The organism is Moraxella sp. Pampa (assembly GCF_035181385.1).
Taxonomy (GTDB): Bacteria; Pseudomonadota; Gammaproteobacteria; order Pseudomonadales; family Moraxellaceae; genus Moraxella.
The window spans coordinates 807,939-833,070 of the sequence record NZ_JAXCJK010000001.1; the positions used below are offsets into that span (position 1 = coordinate 807,939).

At 41.6% G+C, this 25,132-nt stretch carries 21 protein-coding genes; 9 read left to right on the plus strand and 12 right to left on the minus strand.

The window, feature by feature from the left end; translation table 11 throughout:
• Positions 1–92: 92 nt before the first annotated feature.
• Positions 93–1,475 (plus strand): lytic murein transglycosylase, encoded by a 1,383-nt coding sequence (locus R0123_RS03910; RefSeq protein ID WP_323843168.1) that lies wholly within the window; start codon positions 93–95, stop codon positions 1,473–1,475.
• 175 nt (positions 1,476–1,650) lie between these two features.
• Here the strand turns inward: R0123_RS03910 and R0123_RS03915 are convergent, their stop codons facing one another.
• From R0123_RS03915 to R0123_RS03925, 3 genes are all read right to left on the minus strand, one after another.
• Positions 1,651–1,836, minus strand: a complete 186-nt coding sequence (locus R0123_RS03915; protein WP_323841690.1) for a hypothetical protein — start codon at positions 1,834–1,836, stop codon at positions 1,651–1,653.
• 187 nt (positions 1,837–2,023) lie between these two features.
• Positions 2,024–2,884 carry a glutamate racemase gene (gene murI, locus R0123_RS03920; protein ID WP_323843169.1) on the minus strand — a complete coding sequence of 287 codons (861 nt, stop codon included), beginning with the start codon at positions 2,882–2,884 and terminating at the stop codon, positions 2,024–2,026.
• Positions 2,877–3,515: a DUF1285 domain-containing protein gene (locus R0123_RS03925; RefSeq protein ID WP_323843170.1), complete on the minus strand. Its 639-nt coding sequence runs from the start codon at positions 3,513–3,515 to the stop codon at positions 2,877–2,879. The genes murI and R0123_RS03925 overlap by 8 nt, the downstream gene beginning before the upstream one ends.
• A 340-nt stretch (positions 3,516–3,855) precedes the next feature.
• On the opposite strand from R0123_RS03925, the gene R0123_RS03930 reads away from it, so the two are divergent.
• On the plus strand, positions 3,856–5,526 hold the full coding sequence (locus R0123_RS03930) for an electron transfer flavoprotein-ubiquinone oxidoreductase (protein WP_323843171.1): 1,671 nt from the start codon (positions 3,856–3,858) through the stop codon (positions 5,524–5,526).
• A 211-nt stretch (positions 5,527–5,737) separates the two neighbouring features.
• Here the strand turns inward: R0123_RS03930 and R0123_RS03935 are convergent, their stop codons facing one another.
• From R0123_RS03935 to R0123_RS03960, 6 genes are all read right to left on the minus strand, one after another.
• A complete protein-coding gene (locus R0123_RS03935) occupies positions 5,738–6,223 on the minus strand; it encodes a c-type cytochrome (RefSeq protein ID WP_323843172.1) in 486 nt (161 codons plus the stop codon).
• A 106-nt stretch (positions 6,224–6,329) separates the two neighbouring features.
• Positions 6,330–8,078, minus strand: coding sequence for an FTR1 family iron permease (locus tag R0123_RS03940; RefSeq protein WP_323841685.1), 1,749 nt, complete (start codon positions 8,076–8,078; stop codon positions 6,330–6,332).
• A gap of 118 nt (positions 8,079–8,196) precedes the next feature.
• Positions 8,197–9,408, minus strand: a complete 1,212-nt coding sequence (locus tag R0123_RS03945; protein WP_323843173.1) for a Dyp-type peroxidase — start codon at positions 9,406–9,408, stop codon at positions 8,197–8,199.
• 96 nt (positions 9,409–9,504) lie between these two features.
• Positions 9,505–10,359 (minus strand): iron uptake system protein EfeO, encoded by an 855-nt coding sequence (gene efeO / locus R0123_RS03950; RefSeq protein WP_323841683.1) that lies wholly within the window; start codon positions 10,357–10,359, stop codon positions 9,505–9,507.
• 363 nt (positions 10,360–10,722) lie between these two features.
• Positions 10,723–10,938, minus strand: a complete 216-nt coding sequence (rpsU, locus tag R0123_RS03955) for a 30S ribosomal protein S21 (RefSeq protein ID WP_242748412.1) — start codon at positions 10,936–10,938, stop codon at positions 10,723–10,725.
• A gap of 254 nt (positions 10,939–11,192) precedes the next feature.
• A complete protein-coding gene (locus R0123_RS03960) occupies positions 11,193–11,438 on the minus strand; it encodes a hypothetical protein (protein ID WP_323841682.1) in 246 nt (81 codons plus the stop codon).
• 262 nt (positions 11,439–11,700) lie between these two features.
• Between R0123_RS03960 and R0123_RS03965 the strand changes: the two genes are divergently transcribed.
• Positions 11,701–12,627 carry a DUF808 domain-containing protein gene (locus R0123_RS03965; protein WP_323843174.1) on the plus strand — a complete coding sequence of 309 codons (927 nt, stop codon included), beginning with the start codon at positions 11,701–11,703 and terminating at the stop codon, positions 12,625–12,627.
• A gap of 23 nt (positions 12,628–12,650) precedes the next feature.
• On the opposite strand, the gene R0123_RS03970 is transcribed toward R0123_RS03965, so the two are convergent.
• On the minus strand, positions 12,651–13,478 hold the full coding sequence (locus R0123_RS03970; protein WP_323843175.1) for an NAD-dependent epimerase/dehydratase family protein: 828 nt from the start codon (positions 13,476–13,478) through the stop codon (positions 12,651–12,653).
• 273 nt (positions 13,479–13,751) lie between these two features.
• On the opposite strand from R0123_RS03970, the gene ampD reads away from it, so the two are divergent.
• The 4 genes from ampD to fdxA all read left to right on the plus strand — a co-directional run bounded on the left by ampD (position 13,752) and on the right by fdxA (position 17,309).
• Positions 13,752–14,357, plus strand: coding sequence for a 1,6-anhydro-N-acetylmuramyl-L-alanine amidase AmpD (ampD, locus tag R0123_RS03975; protein WP_323841864.1), 606 nt, complete (start codon positions 13,752–13,754; stop codon positions 14,355–14,357).
• A gap of 106 nt (positions 14,358–14,463) precedes the next feature.
• Positions 14,464–16,014 carry a murein biosynthesis integral membrane protein MurJ gene (gene murJ, locus R0123_RS03980; protein WP_323843176.1) on the plus strand — a complete coding sequence of 517 codons (1,551 nt, stop codon included), beginning with the start codon at positions 14,464–14,466 and terminating at the stop codon, positions 16,012–16,014.
• 146 nt (positions 16,015–16,160) lie between these two features.
• Complete coding sequence (locus tag R0123_RS03985) at positions 16,161–16,658, plus strand: hypothetical protein (protein ID WP_323841678.1); 498 nt, start codon at positions 16,161–16,163, stop codon at positions 16,656–16,658.
• Between the two features lie 327 nt (positions 16,659–16,985).
• The gene (gene fdxA / locus R0123_RS03990; RefSeq protein WP_323841677.1) at positions 16,986–17,309 is read left to right on the plus strand and encodes a ferredoxin FdxA; all 324 of its coding nucleotides are present in this window, start codon (positions 16,986–16,988) and stop codon (positions 17,307–17,309) included.
• 152 nt (positions 17,310–17,461) lie between these two features.
• Here fdxA and R0123_RS03995 read toward each other — a convergent pair whose 3' ends face one another.
• The gene (locus R0123_RS03995) at positions 17,462–18,964 is read right to left on the minus strand and encodes an alanine/glycine:cation symporter family protein (protein ID WP_323843177.1); all 1,503 of its coding nucleotides are present in this window, start codon (positions 18,962–18,964) and stop codon (positions 17,462–17,464) included.
• A 398-nt stretch (positions 18,965–19,362) separates the two neighbouring features.
• Positions 19,363–20,682: a solute carrier family 23 protein gene (locus R0123_RS04000; RefSeq protein ID WP_323843178.1), complete on the minus strand. Its 1,320-nt coding sequence runs from the start codon at positions 20,680–20,682 to the stop codon at positions 19,363–19,365.
• Positions 20,683–21,234: 552 nt separating this feature from the next.
• Here R0123_RS04000 and ileS point away from each other — a divergent pair.
• On the plus strand, positions 21,235–24,540 hold the full coding sequence (gene ileS / locus R0123_RS04005; RefSeq protein ID WP_323843179.1) for an isoleucine--tRNA ligase, N-acetyltransferase domain-containing: 3,306 nt from the start codon (positions 21,235–21,237) through the stop codon (positions 24,538–24,540).
• Complete coding sequence (gene lspA, locus R0123_RS04010) at positions 24,533–25,045, plus strand: signal peptidase II (protein ID WP_323843180.1); 513 nt, start codon at positions 24,533–24,535, stop codon at positions 25,043–25,045. The genes ileS and lspA overlap by 8 nt, the downstream gene beginning before the upstream one ends.
• Positions 25,046–25,132 lie beyond the last annotated feature (87 nt).

The following is a 25,132-nucleotide window of genomic DNA, read 5'->3' on the forward strand; positions in this document are numbered from 1 at the left end:
CTCAACAACAAGCCTAACATCAAAGAAATGACACCTTTAAATTAACATGGGTTTTTTACCCACATTCACCATCTATGAAGCAGGTTTTTTGCATGAAACAATCCGCCAAATTCATCATCACTCTAACCATTTTTGGCATATCCACACACGCCTTGGCAAACGATTTGCCCAATCTGTCAAACACGCATTTTCAGCAGTGCCTAGACAACCTAAAAAACTCGTCTGCTTTTCGTGGTATTTCTGACGCAACTTTTGAAGCCTATCGCCCCAGTGAACCCGACCCAACAGTCATTCGCTCCTTAAACCATCAGCCAGAATTTAAAAAAGATATTTGGGATTATCACGCATCTTTGGTTGATGCCGAGCGAGTCATCGCTGGATTGCAAGCCAAAGCTGAACAATCCCAAGTCCTGAGCCAAATCTACGCTCGCTATGGCGTACAACCTGAACATGTGCTTGGCGTATGGGGTGTAGAGAGCAATTTTGGCACAACATTAGGTGGTAAAAATTTATTTAGCAGTCTTGCGACACTCTCATGCTTTGATCGCCGTCAAAATTATTTTCGTAAAGAATTCGCCAACGCTCTTAGAATTGTCCAAAATGGCGACATTCAACCACAGGATATGACAGGCTCATGGGCGGGGGCATTTGGTCAGACACAATTCATGCCCAGCACCTTTTTAGAATTGGCAGTAGATTTTGATGGCGATGGTCGCAAAGATTTGGTAAATAGCAACGCTGACGCATTGGCCAGTACCGCCAATTTTTTGTCCAAGCGTGGCTATCGAGCTGGAGAACCTTGGGGTTATGAAGTCAAACTTAATGGTTATCTGGGTGCAAGCGGACGCACCGCCAAAAAAAGCATGGATTATTGGCAAAATCAAGGCATCACTTTACCAGATGGTCGCCCTTTGCCAAACAATATGGCATCAGCAGGCCTATTGCTACCAGCAGGCATCAACGGTCCTGCATTTTTAGTGGGTAAAAATTTTGATACTTTTTATAGCTATAATGCGTCAGAAAGCTATGCACTGGCGATTGCACATTTGGCCACTTTGATTGAAACCAACAGCACCAATACCAATTTTGCAACCCCTTGGCCAACCGATGACCCAGGCATCAGCCGCCGTGAAGCCAAAGAGATTCAACAAGCACTAATGATGGCAGGATACGACATTGGCAACATTGACGGCATCATCGGTGATAATACTCGCCGTGCTATCATGAGCTATCAAAGCAAAGTTGGCGTTTTACCAGATGGTCGGGCAGGCAAAAAATTTCACCGCTTAATCACAAGTCAAATAAACATCTTACCCACCAACCCAACAACGCCTGACACCATGCCATATCAAGTACCAGTAAGCAAAATACCAAGTACGCATCAGGTTGCCACACCCATCAAAAGCATCGTTCCAAAAACTTACCGCCGTGTGGTAAACGCTGATGGCACAATATCACTTGTGCCAAGCCAATGATTATTCAGCAGTTAAAAACTCATCAGTTAAAAAAACAAAAACCCAGTCAAGCGATTGGGTTTTTGTTTGTATTTATGCAACTTTAATGTTTAAATTGATGTTTAAATTTGCAAGATGAGCATAGCCCATGTTTGCATTTATCTACATATTTAAGTATCTAAGTATTTAAGAACAATCACTCATCTTCTTTATCATCATCCCATTTGGCATAGGTTTTTGATGGGTCAATGCCCTGCGACTTTAAATAAGCAACCTGTTCTTCTAGCGTACGAGATTTCTCAGCATCACGCATACTTTCTTCTAATTTATCAAATTTAACAATTTCTTGGGCTATTTCTTGGCTTGGTTGGGCATCTGACATGACTTTTTCCTTATTTGGCAAATAAAACATCTCATCATTAGACCAAATTTTGTCATAAATTACAATACCCTCAATCCAAAAAGACAGTGTATTTGACATCAATATCATTTTGATTGGTCATCTTGATTGGGTTGGCCGACCATGTCTTGGCAAATGATTTGATGATTTGTTGGGCGGTACTTGACTCTCATTGATTTTTATCCATCGGCAAAAAGTCATGACCAACAAAATCCACAGGCTCATCAATCAACCCTGCCACTGTCGCTGCAAGTCTATCATCAAAGCGACTGGCATAAAAAGTCAAAGGGATATTTTTGGGTGTGCTTGCCTCAATTTGAAGTGCCACAAGTAAGGATTTGGCTCTTTTGGCAATCGCCACGCCAGAATCCACCAAAGCAATTGGCAAACACTCTTTATCAATATACGCTTGTATAAAATCCTTAAAAAATGGATAATGCGTACAGCCAAGCACAATCACATCTACCCCTTCACTTGCCCAGATTTTTACCTGCCCAATCAGCAACTTAGCAACTTGTGAATCAATAGGCATGCCATTTTCCACCCAAGGGACAAGTCGTGGCTCAAAGTGTTTATACACATCAACACCAGCAGGCATGGCAATGTCCTTAATGACCTCATTTAACAAGTAGCCTTGCAAAGTAGCTTGGGTGGCAAGTACGGCAATTTTTTTGGTCTTTGTCATGGTGCAAGCAGGCTTCACCGCAGGGACAAGCCCTATAATCGGCACATGGCATCGTTGTCTGATTGCAGGCAACGCATGGGCGGACGCACTGTTGCAAGCAATGATAATCATCTTACAGCCCTGCTCGCACAGTCTTGCCACCACCTGCAATGTCAAAGACAAAATCTCATCACCGAGCTTGTTGCCATATGGCACATTAGCAGTATCGGCATAGTAAATAAAACGCTCATTGGGCAAAATCGTCTTTAAATGCCGATACACCGACAAACCACCCACGCCAGAATCAAACACACCAATCGGTGCAGTGTCTGGATCATCAATAAAATCTGAGTGTTGGTTAATCATCACTCATCTCCGCCTGCACACTGTGTATTTTGCCACCACTTGTTAGGTTAAGCACCGCTTTACCATCTATTTCCGACAGCTCACCCATCTCTATCAAATGATATAGCACATTAGCACCAATGCGTGCAGTCAGTTTAAATCTGGTGTCAAGATACAATCGATGTTCCACCCGCCCTTCTTTGACAAAGTCTTTAAAATACAAAGGCTTGTCATCAAGGACAATCTGATCCCCATTGGTCGTACCAAAAACAATCCAATCCACACCCTCTTGCTGGATTTTATCCACTTTATTGATGAATAATGGCACATCCTCAACCTGTATGCGATATAAATCGCTTGGAGTTTTTAAAAAATACGCCCGCTGACCATTTTCAACCTGACCCCATAAAACGCTGGCAAACAAATCAACAAGTGACTGCCTGGTCATTTTTGAGCCTTCGTGATACCAATCGCCATTATCCTTGATAAAAATGTCAAAATCATGGATTCTTGTGGGTTGCCACCTGTCAAGTGGCGGAATTTTTCGTTGATCGCCCTTTGGAGCAATGGCAGAAATAAATTCACTCAAATCATTGTTTTTATTAGTAATTTTTTGATTATTTTTGTATGGATTATCGCCATTTGTTATCATTAGCCCATCTCTATTCGTCGCTCTTTTTTTGGTCATCAATAATGAGTATTCATACAACATCATTGCCCAATTTTGCTGATAATTGTAGCTTAATTGTTCCCAAAAAAGCAATGATTGTCTAATTTTCACACCAAAACTGGGTGGGTTGTACTGCCAAATCACAATTTATGATAATTATTGACTTGTTTAATTCATTAAGATTGGTAAAATATAACAAAATTTGATTGACAAGCATTGCTTTTGATAGCATTCATTTCTATCAGCCAGATGAGCGTGATTTTTTATCTTTTTTAAAGTCTTTTCGTTACCAAAATCAAGCCAACAGCCAATAGGACAACTTATGCAAAATATACAAAGAGAATCGATGGAATTTGATGTCGTGATTGTCGGTGGCGGACCCTCTGGTCTGTCGGCAGCAATTCGCCTAAAACAGCTTGCCAATGATGCTGGCATGGACGATTTCATGGTCTGCGTGGTAGAAAAAGGCTCAGAATTTGGTGCACACATCTTATCTGGGGCAATCATGGAAACTCGTGCGCTTGATGAGTTATTGCCCAACTGGAAAAACATGGACGCACCCATCACAGTACAGGCAAAAGAAGATCGTGTTTATCTGATGCCAGATGATAAAAAAGCCATACAAGCCCCAAGTTGGGCCATACCTAAGCCACTACACAATGATGGTAATTACATCGTCTCACTTGGTAATGTCGTGCGTTGGCTTGCTGCTCGTGCCGAAGAGATGGAAATCATGCTATTTCCAAGTTTTACCGCCAGTGAAATTCTTTATAATGACGACGGCTCAGTCAAAGGAATTTGTACAGGTGATATGGGTGTAGATGCCCAAGGCAACGCCAAATCATCATTTGAGCCTGGCTATGATTTACTTGCTAAATACACCATCTTTGCTGAAGGCTGTCGTGGACATTTGGGCAAACGCTTAATCAGCCGATTCCATCTTGATAAAGGCAAAGACCCACAGCATTATGGGATTGGCTTAAAAGAGTTGTGGGAGATTGATGCCGACAAACACGAACAAGGTGTCATCATGCACGGTACAGGCTGGCCACTATCCGAAACAGGTGCAACAGGTGGTTGGTTCTTGTATTTTGCCGAAGATAATCAGGTAAGTTTTGGTTTGATTTGCGACTTATCTTACACCAATCCATACTTTTCACCATTTGATGAACTGCAACGCCTAAAATTACACCCCACCATTCGTCCAATTTTAGAAGGTGGTAAACGCCTATCTTATGGTGCAAGAGCCTTAGTTAAAGGTGGTCTTAACAGCCTACCAAAATTAACTTTTGCAGGTGGTGTGTTGATTGGTGATGATGCAGGTTTTTTAAACCCAGCAAAACTAAAAGGCACACACACTTCAATGAAATCAGGCATGATTGCTGCCGAAAGTATTTTTACCGCCATCAAGGCAGGTCGCTTGCATGATGAGGTCAGTGAATATCAGACAAATTTTGAAAATTCATGGCTGTTTGAAGACGCACACAACGCTCGTAATTTTGCCCCAGCCATTCATCGCATGGGAACATTGATGGGCGGTGCTTTTACTTTTGTTGAACAAAACTTATTTAAAGGCAAACTGCCTTTAACCATCAATGACAATACGCCAGATTACAAAACATTGGATAAATCCGATCACGCTTTTCAACCTGACTATCCAAAACCAGATGGTAAGCTGACTTTTGATAAGCTGTCTTCTGTATTTATTTCTAATACCAATCACGCCGAAGACCAGCCATGCCATCTCAAATTGACCGACCCAAGCGTGCCTATCAGTCAAAACCTACCGCTATATGCCGAGCCAGCTCAACGCTACTGTCCTGCTGGCGTCTATGAAGTGGTGGCAGATGATACCACACCAAAGGGGGTAAGATTTATCATCAATAGCCAAAACTGCGTACACTGCAAAACCTGCGACATCAAAGACCCAAGCCAAAACATCACTTGGACAACGCCAGAAGGTGGTGGTGGTCCCAACTATCCAAATATGTAAACCAAGCCACCAAAAAAAAGCCAAGTCGTACACTTGGCTTTTTTTAAGCGCCATCACAAACTTAACAAACAAAATTGGTGTATTATTTAGACTTACAAAACTGCAGATAAAGTGCAGGTTTAGCATACGCCACCCACCATAAAATCAAATAGTTGCTTTGTCTTACGCCATCAAAAAATCGCACTTATTTTGTATGTCTTTTTAATATCGGCTATTTGGCTTGTTCAAGCATATAATCTACCGCAGCATAAACTTCAGCTTCTGACACCGCACCAACAGCTTGGGCTGGCATTTTATTAAAACCCTTGGCAGAGTGCTGATGCAAGGTATCAATGCCTTTTTCTAGGCGTTTTGCCCATTCGGCCTTATTGGTCAATTTGGGTGCATCTAATAATCCTTGACCATGGCAGACTTTACAAGTCTGCTCATAGCGTTTTTTACCCTCTTCAATGGATAGTGCTTTGACGGGTTCATTGTCAGCACCAATGCTCTTTTTGGTAGCATCACCAATTTCTTTTGTTGTTACTTCTGGTATTGTCGGTTCTTGGGCCAATTGTTTATTTTCATCTGGTATCTTTTGGACTGCAACAGACTTGTCAGGCTCTGCTGGTGCATTTGCTTTGTCATTGCACGCAGTCAGTGCCAAAAATATTGCCAACATAGGCACGATAGAAAAACTTTTAGCTGGGTATTGCATATTGCCTCGCTATTTTTAATACAAACCTAATACCAGTAATATACCTAATTTTTATAAGGATTTACAGTTAATAATACTATCATCTTTCTTGATTGTATCAATTTCTTTAATGCCTACCCCGACCAACTCCTAATAAACCAACCCCCAGGCAAATAATCACCGCTATATACAAAGCCTGTGCCAGTAGCCCTTGCATACTTGGATAAAAGCCTGCCCATGCCACACTTGGCAAGTCTATCGTGGTGCGTGGTAAATGATTGGTTAATTGCAACGCCGAAATACTCACGCCTAAAATCTTAAAGCCTAAAAAATAAATCGTTGCTGTCAAAATTTTAAACAAAAGCGGAATGGGTAATTTGACAGATGTTTTGAATAATATCACAGCAACCACCGCCAAAATCACCAATGCCATCGCAATGCCGAGCAAAAAATCACTCATCATAATCTTTGGCAAAATCCCCACATAAAATAAAATCGTCTCTGCCCCTTCTCGGAATACCGATAAAAAAGCCAATAAAAACAATGAGATAAAGCTACCTGTTGTCATGGCACGCCCAAGCTCATTTTGGATATAGCGATTCCACGCTTTGATGTTTGATTTTGAATGTAGCCATGCCCCCACGCCCATCATCATCACAACCGCCACAATGCCAATCACACCCTCCAAAGTCTCACGGTTTGCCCCACTTGCCACCTGTGGAAATAGTTGGTAAAGTGCGACCGCCCCTGCGATACTGCCCAATAATCCCAAACCAACACCGCCATACACCCATTTTTTGCCACGCTTTTGACCACTGGCATTTAGGGCGGTGATTAAAGCCATGACTATCAATAATGCCTCTAAACCCTCACGAAGCAAAATCAACATACTGTCAATAGCCGTATAGTGAGCCGTTGGGTTAATTGCTTTTAAATCATTGATAATATTAGATAATTTTTCTTGACTTGGCTTATCGCCTTTTGCCATAATCATTGGGATTTGGCTTTCAATTTGGGCATACAAAGCAGGATTGCGAGTAGCAACATCGCCTTCAAACACCACCCAACTGGCGATAAATTCAGAGAGCCTATTTTGCCCATCTGCCAGTTTGCCATTTTCAAAATCTGCTAGCCCTTGTTCTAATAACCCAATGCCGTATGCCAAATTGACACCATCAGCCAGTTTGGGCTCGTCTATTGGTTGATTGTTAATATAGCTTTCAATGGTTGCCTGCAATGTGCTAAATTGGCTATCCATAGCGGTGATATGTTGCGTTTCTATCGCCACTCTCAGCAATGCCATAGCGGTCTCAATCGCCCCATAATGCGACTTTTGTGTATTTCTGACCACTCGCTCATTAGCAACCCACACTCGGTTGAATGTATCATAGGCTTGTCGCAATTTTTCCACATCGCTATCTGTTTTAAAATCATCAATCGCCTTTGCCAATATGGTAGTGGCAGGACGGATTTTTTTAGCAAATCGCACATTCGCCTGCGTGTAGTCTACAGGGTTTTGGGCTTTTTCAAGGGCGTATAAAGCGGTTGATAGTTCGCTTAGATTGGTTTTGTTTGGGTGGTTTAGTGCATTTTTAAACGCAAGTACAACCGTATTTTTTAAGTCTTGATGTTTGTCGTCAATGCTTAAGTTTTGAAAATTTTGGTAAAGTCCGTCAAGCTCGGCTTTTGCTTTATCAATTTTGGCATGATTCACCAAACTCATGGCATCAGAAACGCCCACAAAAATAGGCGAAAAATTAACTTTGTCGGATTGGGTTTCGGTAAAAACGGGCGATGTGTCGGATTGATTGGCAAATGTTGGATTAGTCGCACATACAGCTAAGCCCAATACTAGCGAAGTCAAAAATTTTTTCATTGTTGTAGCCATAGGTGCATCATGTCTTTAAGTTGGTTATTTGTATGGTTGTCATGGTACTGACAAATTTTTTTTATGAATTGTTTTAAAGCATATTTATTGGTATGTTAAAAACCAATCATTCAAAAAGAGACTGCCCCAAATATTCCCCTTGGGTAACCCCACCAAAACAGGCAAACAAGCCAGAGCCGATGTGGGTGGTGTATTCGGTCATTTTATCTTTGTTACCAAAAGCAGATTGAATGGCAGAAAACTGCATGGGATTTTTTTGAAAACTGATAAACAAAAGCCCTGCATCAAACTGCCCATGTACAATGCCACTGCTATACGAATACGAACGCCTTAGCATTTGCAATCCTGTGCGATTAGCCAGCCCTGCATGGCTGACTTCGCCGACAATCAGATTGCCTTTATCGTCTTTTGCATGGATATCAAGTGCATCAAACTCGTCCGTTTTGCCAATACTCGCCCCACTCGCTCGGTGTCGCCCAAAGGTGTCATCTTGTCCAACAAGGCTTGTCCTGTCCCATGTTTCAAGGTGCATTTGGATTAGGCGGACAACCAAATACGAGCCATTTTGAAACACGCCATTATCAATCCACAGCCATTTATCAGGGTTTTGCATGGTTGTTTTATTAGCAGTGCCGTCTTTGAACGCAAATAGATTGCGTGGTGTTTGATGACCGCTATCAAAGCTATTAAACCCTGCCTGCGACCATTTCATGGTGATAAGCGAGCGAGCCTGACGGACAAGTTGTCGCACAGCATGAAAGGCAACTTGTGGGTCTTCAGAACACGCCTGTATGCAAATATCTCCGCCTGACAATTCATCTTTGATTTGGTCTCGTGGGAATTTTGGCAACTCACTAAATTCTGGCGGTGCTTTATGCTCCAAATTTAATTTTTTTAAAAATGTAGGACTGATGCCAAAAGTAAGCGTTAGCCCATACGCCCCTAGGCTATCAGTCTCACCTGTATCGGCTGGTGGTAGGTGCGGATTATTACCATAAGGTTTGATGTTCTCGCCATTCATCAGTTTTACCGAATAATCCGTCCAATCTTTAAACATTTGGCGAATCTCATCAACATTCTTACTATGCAAATCGGCAACCAAAAAATACACATGGCGTTGTACAGGCGTTGTGATGCCTGATTGATGTTTTCCAAAAAATTCATACCTTAAATCCGCCAAACAGTGGCCATTGAGTACTTTTTCGGTCGCATTTTCATGCTTTTTTGCTTGATTTTGCCCCACATTTTTAGCACAACCAGCCAAACCCGTCATGGTCAATAAACTTGCGGTTTTCAAAAAATTTCTACGGCCATTCATTATTTTTTCCATCTGTACAATAAAACCATATCATAAAACCACACAAAAAAGCACCAATAATCACAATTATCAGTGCTTTTTTCGCATCGCATCATATCACTGCATCACAACGCCCATTTGGGCAAGTGGCTCACCTAACTTATTGACACTCTCCGCCAATGCGTCAATTTCAGCCTTGCTTAATTCATCATAATTTTTATAATGCTTATCATCAATTTTATGAGCATCAAGAAGTTTGTGCACCTCGGTAAATTTAGTCTTCAATTCTACCACAAGTTCAGGATTTTTCTTTTCAATAGCAGGGGCTAAAATCTCAAAAATCTTTTCCGCCCCTTCAATATTTGCCTTAAAGTCATAAAGGTCCGTTTTTGAAAAAATCTCCTCCTCTCCTGTAATTTTTGTTGTAGTCACTTCATTTAACAAATCCACAGCACCTTGAACCATCAGCATGGGAGTAACCTCAGCCGTTGGTATTTTCGCCTTTAATTCTTTGACATCAGCAACAAGCTGATCGCCCAATTGCTCTGTTCCCTTGGTGGTGTTTTGTGTCCATAGGATTTTTTCAATGGCGTGATAGCCCGTCCATAACTCGTCTTTTTCAAGGTCGGCCTCACGGTTGTCAATGCGTGGATCAAGGTCGCCAAAGCTTTCAGCAATCGGCTCGGAGCGTTCAAAAGACATGCGTGCCAATGGATAAAAAGCCTTAGCTTCATCTAATTTACCCTCTTTTAACAGAGCAACAAATCTTTCAGTATCCACAACCAGCTGATCAATTTGAGTCTGCACCCACGCTTTATATTCAGCCGTTTCAGCAGACAAATGAGCACTATTTTCAGAGACTTCGGCTGGCTGTTCAGCCAAAGACTTAGACTCATCCGACTGTTTGTCACCACAAGCGGTTAAAGCAAGTGTGGCCGTCAATGATAATACCAGCAATTTTGGTGCTTTCATGAAAAATACCTTATAAAAAAATCCATCAGATAAAAAATAAATAATAACAATTCTTATTAAAATTATACACTTTATTTGATGGTTTGGCAATATACATTTTTGCACAAACACACTTTAATACACTGTTTACCACTTCATCATGATTGGCAAAAATTTATCTTTATAGACAGCCCATCGTCTTTTATCCAAAAAAGCAAAAAGAATGTGATAAAACCTTTATCTTAAAAAAAGATAGGACAGTCTTTTTTAAGATTTTACCAGCCTAAATGATATCAAAAGCCAAATACAAAAACCCCAAATCAAACGACTTAGGGTTAAATTTGCAATACAAATGGTCTTTAAACCATTGATGGCATCAGCAAATTAGTACTTGCGTACAGTGCGAACTTGCTCACGCCATACTTTTTTCTTGTAACGCTTGACCGCAGCAGCTTTTTTACGCTTACGCTCTTGGGTTGGTTTTTCAAAAAATTCTTTTTTGCGTACATCAGCCAAAACACCTGCTTTTTCACAAGCACGCTTAAAACGACGAATTGCAATATCAACTGGTTCGTTTTCTTTCACCTTAACAGAAGGCATAGTTACTCCTAATACAAGACAAGTGGCATCGATTAGGCTGTATTATATTATATAGCGTCACGGTCTTGGGCGTGGGCATCAGCTCAAATCGGAACAAAAAATCCGCAACAGCGGCCATCATCTTGGTATTTGGTTTTAAAAAAATTAAGCAAAAATCACCAAGATAATCTTCGTATTATAAATGATACAAAGCTAAATTACAACTCAAATTTTTAACACTCAGCACAAAAAAATAGACACACTCGCCCAATAGCTTATTTTTTCTGTTCTGTAGTGGCTGTATCGGCATCAGCTGTGGTGGCCGTACTTGCACCTGATGTTTGAGCAAAGGTTGGTTGGCCATGGTCATCAAACTTTATCTCCTCAGCTTTTGGTGCCTTAGCCAACGCAACTTCTTTGGCTTCTGCCAGCTTATCTACGGCTTGTACATGCTCATGTTTGTTGCCACAGGCTGTCAATAATACGGTGGCAATTACAACTACCAATGATTGAATTTTCATAATAATATCTCCTAGCTTTTAAAACATTAAGCGGTCGGTCAGTTAAGTTTATTGGTTTTATTACTTAAAACGCCAGATACAATTTAATCAGTCAAGCGTTATTTTTTACCAAATAAACACATTGCAATAATGCTTTTATTATGCCATAAAATGGCACAATTTTCATAACATTTGGTAAATCACTACCAAAATTTACAAATTTTTTGTAAAAAACTTCGTATAATAAGCATGAAATTAATAACCAATGCGGTTTTGGAGTTTTATGGCAAATGGCAATTTATTGATACTTATTGATGACATTAGCATGATTTTAGATGATGTGGCAATGATGACAAAACTTGCTGCTAAAAAAACGGCGGGCGTGTTGGGCGATGATCTTGCATTAAATGCTCAACAAGTTGCTGGTGTGCGTGCCGACCGAGAGCTTGCAGTCGTCTGGGCGGTAGCAAAAGGTTCGTTCATCAATAAGCTCATATTGGTGCCTGTCGCTCTCATCATTAGTGATGTTGCTGCTTGGTTAATCACACCACTGCTCATGATTGGCGGATTGTTTTTATGTTTTGAAGGTGCAGAAAAGATAGTGCATAAATTTGCCCCACAGCTGTTACCCCACGATTTAGATGATGATGAAGCACACCACAAACGCCTTATGGCCAATGCTAATGAATCGGTAGATTTGGTTGCTTTTGAAAAAGCAAAAATTAAAGGTGCGATTCGTACTGACTTCATTTTATCTGCTGAAATTGTGGTGATTTCTCTTGGGGTGATGACCGCCAGCACCTTGCAGACCAAAGCCATATCATTAACTGCCATTGCCATTTTAATGACCATCGGTGTGTACGGCTTGGTCGCTCTCATCGTAAAGATTGACGACATAGGATTAAAGCTGACCCATAGCCCCAACCAAGGTGTTCAAAAACTAGGGAGTGCTTTGCTTAACTTTACCCCAAAATTGATGAGTTTTTTATCCATTGCAGGTACATTTGCCATGTTTTTGGTTGGTGGTGGTATTTTGGTACATGGTATTGATATCTTGCACCACCAAGCCAAAGATTTGGCACTGTTGTCTGGCGTGCTTGGCGGTTTGACCGAGAGTCTATATAATGGCATGATTGGCTTGATTGCAGGGTTGATTAGCTTAATGTTTTATATAGGGGTCAAAAAATTGAAGGGCAAAGCTACCTGCTGATTTTTTTGGCAGTTTTTAAATCATTATAGCCTTTTTACAATCCATGCATAGCCTTGTTGATAACAGGTAAATCTTAGCCAGTTTTTCGGTAGATTGCTCATGACGATTTTGCCTGTTGGCGGCTCTTTAATGACTTTTGGCGGTATGATTTGTAATTCATCACAGATAAATGTCATCACATCAAGACTTGTTGCGGGACAAAAGTCTGTCGCCAAATACAACGACTTTGGCTTATCACTTAATAAAATTTGTACCAACACCGCCACCAAGTCCATATCCATGATGCGATTGGTATAGTGCTTATTTGCCACACCATCAGTGTGGGCTGATTTGGCAAGACGAATCATATACTGCCGACTCTCACCATAGATACCGCTTGGGCGAACGATGACAGCTTTATCACCAAAGGCTTGAACAAGAATATTTTCAGCATCAAGCAAAATCCTGGCAGTTGGCGAAGTGGGGTTGGCGGGCGAATATTCATTGACGACTTGCCCATCATTCTCACCATAAACAGCAGTCGATGAGACAAATAGTATTTGACGAAGGTTTGGCAATTTCTCCATCATGCCTGCCAAATGCTGACAAATCGCAAGATAACTGCCTTGATAGGCCTGCACTTTATCGCTCACATCATCAGATGGCGTGATAATAATAGCAATGTGCGTAAAGCCTTGCAGATCATTGTCGGTTAAGTCCAATGCGTCCATCTGCCAATGTGTGATATTCTTATGCACATCATCATAAATTTTAGGCGTACGAGAAACCCCTACCACAGAGCAATGCCTTGCCAGCTCAGTGGTCACAGCCTGCCCAATGCTACCTTGCCCAATGATGAGACATTTTGTCATTTTTATTGCTCTCTTTTACTTTTTTTAAAAAAAACTTAGTTAAAAAACACCCAAAGTACAAGCACCATCTGCTTGACGATGATTTTACCAAAAATGAGGTGCGTACAGGCAACTGACATATTCAACAGCCCAATTCGCACAATATCATCTATAACTCATATCAGTGGCAGTACACATTCTTACCAACAACAAACTCAAAGGTAACAACCAAGAAAAATGTTTGGCATTCATCATGATTTGAGCTAAAATAAAAATCCAGCTTAGTATATCATCATCATGAACCATTTCACCATAAAAAACGGCATACTGCACGGTGCAGAGTTCATCGCATCACCTAATTTCAACGCACGCCCCACCAAACATGGCAGTCCCACCATTGATGGCATTGTCATTCATAATATCAGCCTACCACCCAGCCAGTTTGGGCAAACGGATAAAAATGGCGTTCATTTTGTCAAAGCATTTTTTCAAAATCGGCTAAATACAGACGACCATGCGTATTTTGCCACCATTGATAAGTTGGAAGTTTCTGCTCATTTATTCATTGAAAGAGATGGAGCGGTAACTCAGTTTGTCAATTTCAATGACAGAGCATGGCACGCAGGTCAATCATATCATCTTGGGCGAGGCAATTGTAATGATTTTACCATTGGCATTGAGCTAGAAGGCGATGATTTTTCACCATTTACAGATGCTCAATATGCAACACTTACCCAAATCATCTGTGCCATTTATCAAGCGTATCCAAACACCAAAAGGCATTTGATGGGGCATAGCGACATTGCCCCAAATCGCAAAACCGACCCTGGTGAATTTTTTGATTGGGTGAAATTACGAGCCATGGTGGATAAAGCTCATCAAAAAAACAAATATCAATAATGCATTGGGCTGACAAGACAAACAGTCATCAATTTTTCATAAGTATATAAGTATAAAAGCACAAAATCCATTATAATAAGCACTCTTTTATAATCAGAATCACACTATGGCCAAATCTCAGCTTTTTCGCTCCACGATGGTCGTCAGCTCCATGACCATGCTCTCTCGCATATTGGGTTTGGTGCGTGATGTCGTGCTGATGAGTGTATTTGGGGCAGGCGGACTCATGGACGCATTTTTAGTAGCGTTCAAAATCCCCAATTTTTTAAGACGATTGTTTGCAGAAGGAGCATTTTCCCAAGCATTCGTACCTGTCTTATCTGAATACAAACAGCAACGCACACTCAGTGATGTGCAGATTCTCATCAGCCAAGTTTCTGGGGTGTTAAGCCTGATTTTACTTATCCTGACGGTGGCTGTTATTGCATTTGCACCCTTTGTTGTACAGGTGTTTGCCCCAGGCTTTCATAGTGATGCGGTAAAGTTTAACACCGCTACCGACCTACTTCGTCTCACTTTTCCCTACCTGCTATTTATCTCAATGACAGCATTTTTTGGCAGTATTTTGCAAAGCTATGGTCGTTTTGCAGCACCTGCCTTTGCACCTGTATTGCTCAATATTTGCATGATTGTAGGGGCATTATTCTTCGCACCATTACTCAATACACCAATCATGGCATTGGGCTACGCCGTCGCCATTTCTGGCATTTTACAATTGGCCATTCAACTGCCGCAGCTTCATCAACAAAAGTTACTCATCACCCCAAAAATAAATTTCAAACACGAAGGCGTGAATCGCATTTTAAAGCTTATGTTACCAGCCATCTTTGGTGTCTCAGTAACGCAAATCAACCTATTATTAAACACCGCTTTTGCTTCTTTAATGATGAGTGGCTCGGTATCATGGCTATATGCAGCGGAGCGACTGAGCGAACTGCCCTTAGGTCTGATCGGTGTGGCAATCGGTACAGTCATTCTACCAAGCCTATCATCTAGCCATGCCAAATCTGATGATGCAGTTTTCAAAAAAACCCTAGACTGGGCAGCACGCCTCATCATTTTAATTGGCCTGCCTGCTTCTTTGGCGATGTTTATACTCTCAGATGTGCTGATGAATGCACTATTTGTGCGTGGTGAATTTAGCCAGAACGATGCAGTGATGAGTGGCTTTGCCCTAAAAAGTATGGCAGGAGGCATTTTAGGATTCATGCTCATCAAAATTTTTGCACCTGCTTTTTTTGCAGGGCAAGACACCAAAACCCCTGTAAAAATTGGTATTGTTGCTGTCTTTGCTAACATGGTTTTTAGTGTGTTGTTTATCGGCGTATTCCATCTGCTAAACCTACCCCTACATGGAGGGCTGGCACTTGCTACGACAACAGCAAGTTTTGTTAACGCTGGGCTTTTGTATTATTTTTTACATAAGCGTCATATTTTTTGCTTTGGTAGCCACTGGCGAAAAATGAGTATGCAGTTTGGGTTCTCCAGCCTTGTGATGACATTTGCCCTGTATGCCATACTACCACTTTATCCCACACAAGAGACACAGTGGCTACGCATTGTGGCACTGCTTGCTATCTGCATATTTGGCGCTACTATATATGGCATGACATTACTCAGCACTGGCTTTCGTCCACGCCAGCTAAAACATGGATAGCGTTTTTACAAGAATGTTTACAAAAATGCCCAAACCACACAACAATTGACAACATGACTGGACAATCCGATGGGTAACTTGCTATAATTCACACCACACGCACCGCCGAAGCTGTGCCATATATGAACAACCACAAGGACAATGATATGTTAAAGCCAATCAGCCAACCTGTCGCTAAAGATTTCAACCCAAATCTTGATCTGGAAAAAATTCGCTTAGAATGCCAATCACTTGCAAAATCTCGTGCAAAAATATCTGCAGGTGTGGCCATCATTCCTGTGCCTTTTCTTGATGTGGCCATTGATGTAGGCATGCTTGCAAAACTATTGCCAGAAATTACCAAAAAATTTGGTCTACAAGAACCTACCGACCCAAACAGCAAAATCAGTGAAGAAAAACGCAAACAGACCATTCAAGAACGCATTGTTGCCATTAGCGGATTGGTAGCAACTCGAGGTGTGGTCAATAAGACCATTCAAGGCTTTGGTGGTCGCCTAATTGGCAAACAAATCGCCAAATACATACCACTTGGCGGACAAATGGTTGCAGCAAGTATCGGCTACATGATTTTTAAAAAAATCGCTTTTGATCATATTGAAGAATGCTATAAAGTGGCCAAAGAAGCACAGCTAAAAGCAAATTAACTCTCAGCTTGCTACTGCTACTTAAAAAAAGACCTGCCTTCTGGCGGTCTTTTTTTATCAATCGATTGGCAAAATTAGCATCACAAAACTTAAAACTCAAAATAAGCCCCTCATCATAGATGAATAATAACCATTATCGCCAATGAGGGCGTTTTGCGATTTTTATGGATGATTTTTCGTTTTTGGCATAACAAATTACACGGATTTATTTGAGAAAATTCACCAAACAAGCTAAAATATACACCACCAATTTTTAAGCATTTTTATGCTCGGGTTTAGCTTTATGAATACACGCTACCTATTAGCCATTTTAGCCAAGGTAATCTCATGACTTTTGTTGTAACTGATAACTGCGTTTTGTGCAAATATACTGACTGCGTAGAAGTCTGCCCTGTGGACTGCTTCTATGAAGGTCCAAACTTTCTTGTCATCAATCCAGACGAATGTATTGACTGTGCGTTGTGCGAGCCAGAGTGCCCTGCCAATGCCATTTTTTCAGAAGATGAGATCCCCGCTGGCCAAGAAGAATATATCGCCATCAACGAAGAGCTTTCACAAGTTTGGGCAAACATCACTGAGAAAAAAGACCCAATGCCAGAGCATGAAAAATGGGACGGTGTATCAGGCAAGATTCAGTACTTGGAGCGTTAATCATCAAGCATCAATCTACGCCAAGCCATTCAAAGCCCGCTTTCTTGTGGGCTTTTTTATTTTTTTATCATCATATCTATGACGGTATTGATAAAAAAAATCATATAAAAAAAACCTGCCATAAAAAGCAGGTTTTTTTGTAGATAAATTATTTACCAAATATCAGATTTGATTTTTGCTTTTAATTGCGGATGATTATCCAATTTAAATTCTGGCTCAGCAACGCCTGCTTTAACCTGTGCATTGTAATCCCTTATCAAAATAAAGACATATTTTGACAAAAGAATGATCGCAATTAAGTTAATAAACGACATGATGCCCATCGTTAGATCACCCATATCCCACACAACCGCAACTTTTGCCACCGCACCAAAGTACACAAAACCCAAAACCACGATACGAAAAATTGTCAAAGCAACCGTATTGTTTTTCAAAAACTGCATATTTGATTCAGCATAGGCATAGTTGCCAATAATGGTAGAAAATGCAAACATGAATAAAATGACCGCCAAGAAATACTGACCCCAACCACCAACATGGCTAGCAAGTGCCGCTTGGGTCAGTTGCACGCCCGACAGTTCGGCAGCATTTTCTGGCATGGTGGCAAGCAAAATCACAAATGCCGTGCAAGAACAAACAATGAGCGTATCCACAAAAACACCCAACATCTGAATCATGCCCTGCTCTACAGGGTGCTTTACACTCGCTGCCGCTGCTGCATTAGGTGCCGAACCCTGACCTGCTTCATTCGAATACAAACCACGCTTAATGCCCTGCATCATCGCCACAGACACCATCGAACCAAACAAGCCACCGCCTGCTGCTTCAAAAGTAAAGGCTTCAGTAAAAATCAGAGTGATGACTTGTGGCACAGCACCAAGATTGGCAATGATGATATAAAGTGATACAGCCAAATACACCACCGCCATAATAGGAACAATCACCTCAGCAATCTTTGATACACGAGTAATACCCCCAAAAATAATTGGAGCTGCCAGCAATACCAACACCGCTCCTACGATGTGCTTATATAACTGCCAATCATTTTGGCAAGCGTCATCAGAACTCACACAGCCCATCGCCGATTGGATTGACAATGTAATGGTGTTAGATTGAATAGATTGGTACACAAACCCAAAACATACAATCAAAGCAATTGCAAACACCAAGCCTAACCATTTTTGACCCAAGCCCTGCTTAATATAATAAGCAGGACCGCCACGAAAACGCCCCGTAGCACTGTCTTTGATTTTAAATAGCTGTGCAAGACTTGACTCTGCCAATGCCGAACACATTCCAATAAGTGCAATCAACCACATCCAAAACACCGCACCAGCACCACCAATACCAATGGCAAGTGCCACACCTGCGATGTTTCCCACGCCGACACGACTTGCCAGACCAGTAACGAACGCTTGAAATGCTGAGATGCCTTCGTTTTCATCATGCCCTTGACGACTGGCCAACATAGATTTGACACTTCTGCCAAACAAAGTAAACTGGGCAAATCCAGTCATCACCGTAAAAAACAGGCCCACCAAAATAAGTAGCCAAAGTAGCACATCCCACAAAGGCGTGCTAAACACATTCACGACACAATGCACGCCTTCAATAAAGGTTGGCTGTGCCACACAAGAAAATGGATTGTCGTACATAATAATTCCAAAATATCCAAAAAATAACACCAACCTCAAACCACTTTGGCAAGCAAACCAAAGGAAATACCATCTTTTGATAAAATAGTTTGTCTTTAATATCATTGCCACATGACAATACCAAATTATCGCCAAAGAATGACATCATCTTGATTGGTATCAATTATTCAGCTGGTTAGCTGGTAAGATTCACATCAAAAAGGCGACAAATCAGTAGAAATGTCGCCTTTCGCCATCAAATCACTTGATTTATAAGCAATAGGTATGGGGTTATTATAATCTTTTTATAATGGCTGTGCAAACTTAATTTTACCATTTAGAAAATTTGTTAAGCCATTTTTGCTGCTTGTGCTACATTAATTAAATCATATTGATTAAGTGACAATTAAGCCTTAATATCAATGCACCAAACCATCTTCATGGTTTTGATGATCATCTTTTAGGCTTAAAAACCAATTGAGCAATATCGCTGCAAAGGTTGCCGTACCAATACCACCCAAATTAAAATCACCAATCATCAGGCCAAAATCGCCTGTACCCAAAATGATGGTAACAGCGGCAATCATGAGATTTTTATTGATGGCAAAATTCACACGGTTATCAATCCAGATTTTTGCTCCAGCCACAGTAATCAAACCAAACACCACGATAGATGCACCAGTCAATACAGGTCCGGGAATGGTCTGAATGAGTGCACCAAATTTTGGCGACAGTCCTAAAAAAATTGCAAACACACCTGCAATCACAAAGATGATGGTTGAATATACACGAGTTACCGCCATCACACCAATATTTTCACCATAAGTTGTCATGCCTGTGCCACCCACACCTGCCGACAGTGCCGTTGCCACACCATCTGCCACAAAGGTACGCCCTAAATATGGGGTAAGATTTTCACCTGTCATTGCTCCAACCGCCTTAATATGCCCCAAATTCTCTGCCACCAAAATGAATGCCACAGGTGCAATAATCAACATGGCATTAGCATCAAATACAGGTGATGAAAAGTTTGGCACACCAAACCAAGCAGCATTACCAATCACACTAAAATCAATCGGCGTACCCAGACCCAAACCATTGGTAATAATCGCATAAATCACATAAGACGACACCAAGCCAAGTAGTAGCAAAAGACGCTGTACAAAGCCACGCCCAAACACCGCAATCACGCCCATGCACAGCACGGTAACCAAGGTCATCCACAATTCAAAAGGTTTGCCTGCCACACCAGATACAGTAACTGGGGCTAAGTTTAGACCAATGATCATCACCACCGCACCCGTTACCACAGGTGGCATGAGTTTTTCAATCCACTTTGTTCCTGTCGCCATCACCAAAAAACCAATAGCAGCGTACAAAACACCGCAAGCAATAATACCGCCCAAGGCCAAAGCCAAATTGGGATTTGCCCCAGAACCTGTCGCATGAGCGGTAGCGGCCGCCACCACACCAATAAATGCAAAAGACGACCCTAGGTAGCTTGGTACACGGCCACCTGTCATCATAAAAAATAAAATCGTACAGATGCCACTCATCATGATGGCAAGATTGGCATCAAAACCCATCAAAATGGGGGCAAGCACTGTTGCCCCAAACATCGCCAACACATGCTGAATACCAAGCATCGCACTTTGAGCAGGGGGTAGATACTCATCTGTTGCCACAGGAGTGACATTAATGTCGCCTTGATAGGGGCGAAATTTTGGGAAAAAAGACATTTTTTTATCCTTATTTTCTCGTTTTGAACACTAAAAAAAACCAATAACTCTCAGTTATTGGTTTTTACAATGATGATAAAAATGGTCAATGACTGCCATGATACAGACAGTTAATGGTTTATATGCATAGCTGAACAATAAAAACATACACTATTAAACCTTTGACATAACTTTACAATTTTAACAAATTAAGCAAAAAAAAGCGATATTTTTTTAGATCAGACCAAACATCAAACTCCACAATGTCGTATTTCATGAATCAATCAACAGTTAATCCACCAATTACCCAGCCGACCATCAATACTTACATAACTTATATACCAGTATACCAGCACGCCAAGTTTGTCTTTGATGATTTTTAAAAATGCTGACATTGCCAATATTGACAAATCAACAATTGATAAAATTAATCAATCAAATGGTGTTATACATTCCTATTTTTTTTATATGTTTACTAATAAACGCATGAATGACATGGCAAATTTCATCTTTCTAAAATCTTGCTTTTACGGTATAATTAACCATTTTCCTTTTCAAAATTGAGTCAAGACGATGACCGAACAAAAAGACTACAAAAACACTCTAAATCTAGCCGATACCAATTTTCCCATGCGAGCTGACCTAGCCAAACGAGAGCCAAAATGGCTGGCCGAATGGGAAACGGACGAGCTTTATAAAGAAATCCGTGCCGCCAAACAAGGCTTGCCAAAATACATCTTGCACGACGGCCCACCCTACGCCAACGGACAAATTCACCTAGGTCATGCTGTCAATAAAGTATTAAAAGACATCATCATCAAAGCCAAAACCTTGGACGGCTATGACGCCCCTTATATTGTCGGCTGGGATTGCCACGGCTTGCCGATTGAACAAAAAGTAGAAAATGAGTTTGGCAAAGTGGGACAACCCCCAAAAAACGACAAAAACGGCGAACCCATTACCGCCACCGCCTTTCGCCGTGCCTGCCGAGATTACGCCAAAAGCCAAATTGCGCTACAAATGGCGGATTTTAAACGCTTAGGCGTGCTTGCCGATTGGGACAAGCCTTATTTGACAATGGATTTTGCTACCGAAGCGAATATCGTGCGAGCTTTGGGCGAGATTTACAAAAATGGGCATATCGTGCGTGGGCAAAAGCCTGTAAACTGGTGTTTAGATTGTGGCTCTGCCTTGGCGGAAGCCGAAGTGGAATACGACAACAAAAAATCAGACGCCATTTATGTCGGTTTTGATGTTGTCAATCGTGATGATTTGACCGCCACCACTAATTTACAAGGCAAATTGCAAGCGGTGATTTGGACAACGACCCCTTGGACACTGCCTGCCAACCAAGCCATTAGCGTGCATAGTGAGCTTGATTATGCGGTCATCAAAGGCGATAAAGTTACTCCTTTTGTTATTCCCAATGAAATCGATAGCAATAACTTTTTGTTAAGAACTTTAAATAAAGACGACAAAGATGCTTTATTTGAAAAAGCCAAAGACCCTGTTATTTGGGAATTGATGCCAGAAAAAAGAAACGAGCCTGAAATTTTTAACCCTTATTTTGATAAGGCGATTAAAGAAAAAGCCTTTGCGATTATTGATAAAAAAACAGGGCAAATTGTTGGCACCACAAGGTTTTATGATGACAAGGTAAGCGATGACAGCATTGCGATTGGCTATTCGTTTATTGCCAAAGATTATTGGGGGACTTGTGCCAATAATGAAATCAAACAAGCGATGTTGGATTATGCCTTTAAACAAAGAAATAAAGTTTATTTTCATATTATTAAAGAAAATGAACGCTCCAAAAAATCGGTTGAAAAATTAGGGGCGGTTTATCAAAGCGTTAATGCTGATGAAAGATTGGCTTATTTATTGGAAAATCAAACTCCAATCAATCGCACCGCTTATTTTATCATCGCCACCAACTTGACCCAAGATTTTGCCAAAAATGTAGGCTTAGAAAATGTGCAAACCGTGGCAAGCGTTAAGGGGGCGGATTTAACCATTTTAAAAGCCCAGCACCCTTTAATTGCCGAGCGTCAAGTGCCATTTATCACAGGCGACCACGTAACTGCCGACAGCGGTACAGGGCTTGTGCATACCGCCCCTGCACACGGTGTGGACGACTACAATGTGGGGCGTGCTAATGATTTGCCTTGTGAAAATCCTGTCGCTGGTAATGGCGTGTATTTAGACGAAGCCAAAGTCTTTGTGGGCGAGCATATTTATAAGGCACAGCCCAAGATTATCGCCACTTTGCAAGCGAGCGGACATCTGTTAAATCATCAAGTCATCACCCACAGCTATCCGCATTGCTGGCGACACAAAACGCCCATCATTTTTCGTGCCACGCCCCAATGGTTTATTTCTATGGAAGAGGGGGGCTTGCGTGAACAGGCGTTGGACGACATCAAACAAGTAGATTGGACGCCCGATTGGGGGCAAAAACGCATTGAATCAATGATGCACGGTCGCCCTGATTGGTGCATTAGCCGTCAGCGGACTTGGGGCGTGCCGATTGCCTTTTTTATCCACAAAGACACCAATGAACTGCACCCAAACACTTATGAACTTATCCAAAAAGTCGCCCAAGTCATTGAGACAGGGGGCATAGAAGCGTGGTTTGATGCCGATGTGGCGGACTTTTTAGATGAAAGCGATGCTCCAAACTACATCAAATCCACCGACACGCTTGATGTGTGGTTTGATTCAGGCTCTACCAATTTTTCGGTTTTGGCAAATCGTGATGAATTGACCAACCCTGCCGATTTGTATTTGGAAGGAAGCGACCAGCACCGTGGCTGGTTTCAGTCGTCATTACTGGTCAGCGAAGCCATTTATGGTCGTCCGCCATATAAGCAAGTTTTGACACACGGCTTTGTGGTGGACGAAAAAGGCCACAAGATGAGCAAGTCACTTGGTAATATTGTCGAACCACAAAAAGAGATTGATAAAACAGGGGCGGATATGCTACGCCTATGGATTGCCTCTGCTGATTATCGCTATGAAATGAGTGCAGGTCAAAAAGTATTTGCTGGGGCGATGGACAATTACCGCCGTATCCGCAACACCATTCGCTTTTTGCTTGCCAATACCAGCGACTTCAACCCCACAACCGATGCTGTGGCTCTAGATGAGTTGGTAAGTCTTGATAAGTTCATCTTGCATCTTGCCAAAGAAACTCAAGAGGCGATCATCAAGTCTTATGACGATATGGATTTTCATCAAGTCGTACAGGCGGTATCAATGTTTTGCTCACAGAGCTTGGGGGGTTTTTATCTTGATATCATCAAGGATCGTACTTACACCACCAAAGCAGACGGACTGCCACGCCGTTCGGCACAAACCGCCCTTTATCACATTGCTCACGCCCTGCTTAGATGGATTGCCCCAATTTTATCATTCACAGCACAAGAAGCATGGGAATTTGTTCGTCATGATGGTGCAAAATACATATTTGCTGATGAATGGTACAACTTACCAACCCCTGACATGGGCAACATTACCATAGATGATTGGCAAGCCATTTTAGCCACCAAAGACCTAGTGAACAAAGCGATTGAAGATGCTCGTGCAGACAAACAAGTCAGCTCAAACCTAACTGCCAAGGCCAGCATAGTCGCAGACGGCACAACTGTAAATGCACTCAATAAACTGGGCGATGAAGTGCGTTTTGTGTTCATCACTAGCGATGCTACCATTCAACAAGGTGCAGAATTTAGCGTGGTCATCTCACCTGCACATGGTCAAAAATGCACGCGTTGTTGGCACATTCGCTCTGATGTTGGCACAAATACGGCACACCCAGAATTATGCGAACGCTGCGTAAGTAATGTTGAAGGCGATGGAGAGGTTCGTCATCATGCCTAATATCTCAATGCCAAATGGTCAAAATGCGGTCAAATACTATTTTCTTGCATTCATAGTATTGCTTTTTGACCAAGTGACTAAATATTATTTTAATGCCACTTTTACATTATACCAGACCGTAGATGTGCTACCGCCTGTATTAAACTGGACTTTGGCGTATAATCACGGTGCAGCATTTAGCTTTTTGGCTGACCAAAACGGCTGGCAGAAGTGGTTTTTTGCAATTTTGGGCCTACTGGTAATAAGTTTTGTCATCGTCCATCTAAGAAAAATCCCAAAATCTGCAAAAGTACTGTCGCTGGGTTTGGCGATGGTGCTGGGCGGTGCATTGGGCAATGTGATTGACCGATTTTTACATGGTTATGTCATTGATTTTATTCATGTTCATTATGCCAATGTATGGCATTATCCAATTTTTAATGTGGCAGACATTGGGTTGTGCGTAGGCATGACATTAGTGATATGGGATATGCTTTTTTTGGAGAAGGCTCGCCAAAAAAGATAAAAGTTAAGAAATTATTCTCCGCTTGCCTATGGCATGGCAAGCTCAACATCATTGATTTGGCAATGTTTGCCAAAATATCTTTTTATA

Coding starts and splice junctions, on each gene's coding strand:
- R0123_RS03985 (WP_323841678.1), top strand. CDS start 16,161: ATGTTAAAGCCAATCAGCCAACCTGTCGCTAAAGATTTCAACCCAAAT.
- R0123_RS03915 (WP_323841690.1), bottom strand. CDS start 1,836: ATGTCAGATGCCCAACCAAGCCAAGAAATAGCCCAAGAAATTGTTAAA.
- R0123_RS03970 (WP_323843175.1), bottom strand. CDS start 13,478: ATGACAAAATGTCTCATCATTGGGCAAGGTAGCATTGGGCAGGCTGTG.
- R0123_RS03925 (WP_323843170.1), bottom strand. CDS start 3,515: ATGATAACAAATGGCGATAATCCATACAAAAATAATCAAAAAATTACT.
- R0123_RS04000 (WP_323843178.1), bottom strand. CDS start 20,682: ATGTCTTTTTTCCCAAAATTTCGCCCCTATCAAGGCGACATTAATGTC.
- fdxA (WP_323841677.1), top strand. CDS start 16,986: ATGACTTTTGTTGTAACTGATAACTGCGTTTTGTGCAAATATACTGAC.
- rpsU (WP_242748412.1), bottom strand. CDS start 10,938: ATGCCTTCTGTTAAGGTGAAAGAAAACGAACCAGTTGATATTGCAATT.
- lspA (WP_323843180.1), top strand. CDS start 24,533: ATGCCTAATATCTCAATGCCAAATGGTCAAAATGCGGTCAAATACTAT.
- R0123_RS03965 (WP_323843174.1), top strand. CDS start 11,701: ATGGCAAATGGCAATTTATTGATACTTATTGATGACATTAGCATGATT.
- R0123_RS03930 (WP_323843171.1), top strand. CDS start 3,856: ATGCAAAATATACAAAGAGAATCGATGGAATTTGATGTCGTGATTGTC.
- R0123_RS03910 (WP_323843168.1), top strand. CDS start 93: ATGAAACAATCCGCCAAATTCATCATCACTCTAACCATTTTTGGCATA.
- ileS (WP_323843179.1), top strand. CDS start 21,235: ATGACCGAACAAAAAGACTACAAAAACACTCTAAATCTAGCCGATACC.
- R0123_RS03935 (WP_323843172.1), bottom strand. CDS start 6,223: ATGCAATACCCAGCTAAAAGTTTTTCTATCGTGCCTATGTTGGCAATA.
- efeO (WP_323841683.1), bottom strand. CDS start 10,359: ATGAAAGCACCAAAATTGCTGGTATTATCATTGACGGCCACACTTGCT.
- R0123_RS03945 (WP_323843173.1), bottom strand. CDS start 9,408: ATGAATGGCCGTAGAAATTTTTTGAAAACCGCAAGTTTATTGACCATG.
- murI (WP_323843169.1), bottom strand. CDS start 2,884: ATGATTAACCAACACTCAGATTTTATTGATGATCCAGACACTGCACCG.
- R0123_RS03940 (WP_323841685.1), bottom strand. CDS start 8,078: ATGAAAAAATTTTTGACTTCGCTAGTATTGGGCTTAGCTGTATGTGCG.
- murJ (WP_323843176.1), top strand. CDS start 14,464: ATGGCCAAATCTCAGCTTTTTCGCTCCACGATGGTCGTCAGCTCCATG.
- R0123_RS03960 (WP_323841682.1), bottom strand. CDS start 11,438: ATGAAAATTCAATCATTGGTAGTTGTAATTGCCACCGTATTATTGACA.
- R0123_RS03995 (WP_323843177.1), bottom strand. CDS start 18,964: ATGTACGACAATCCATTTTCTTGTGTGGCACAGCCAACCTTTATTGAA.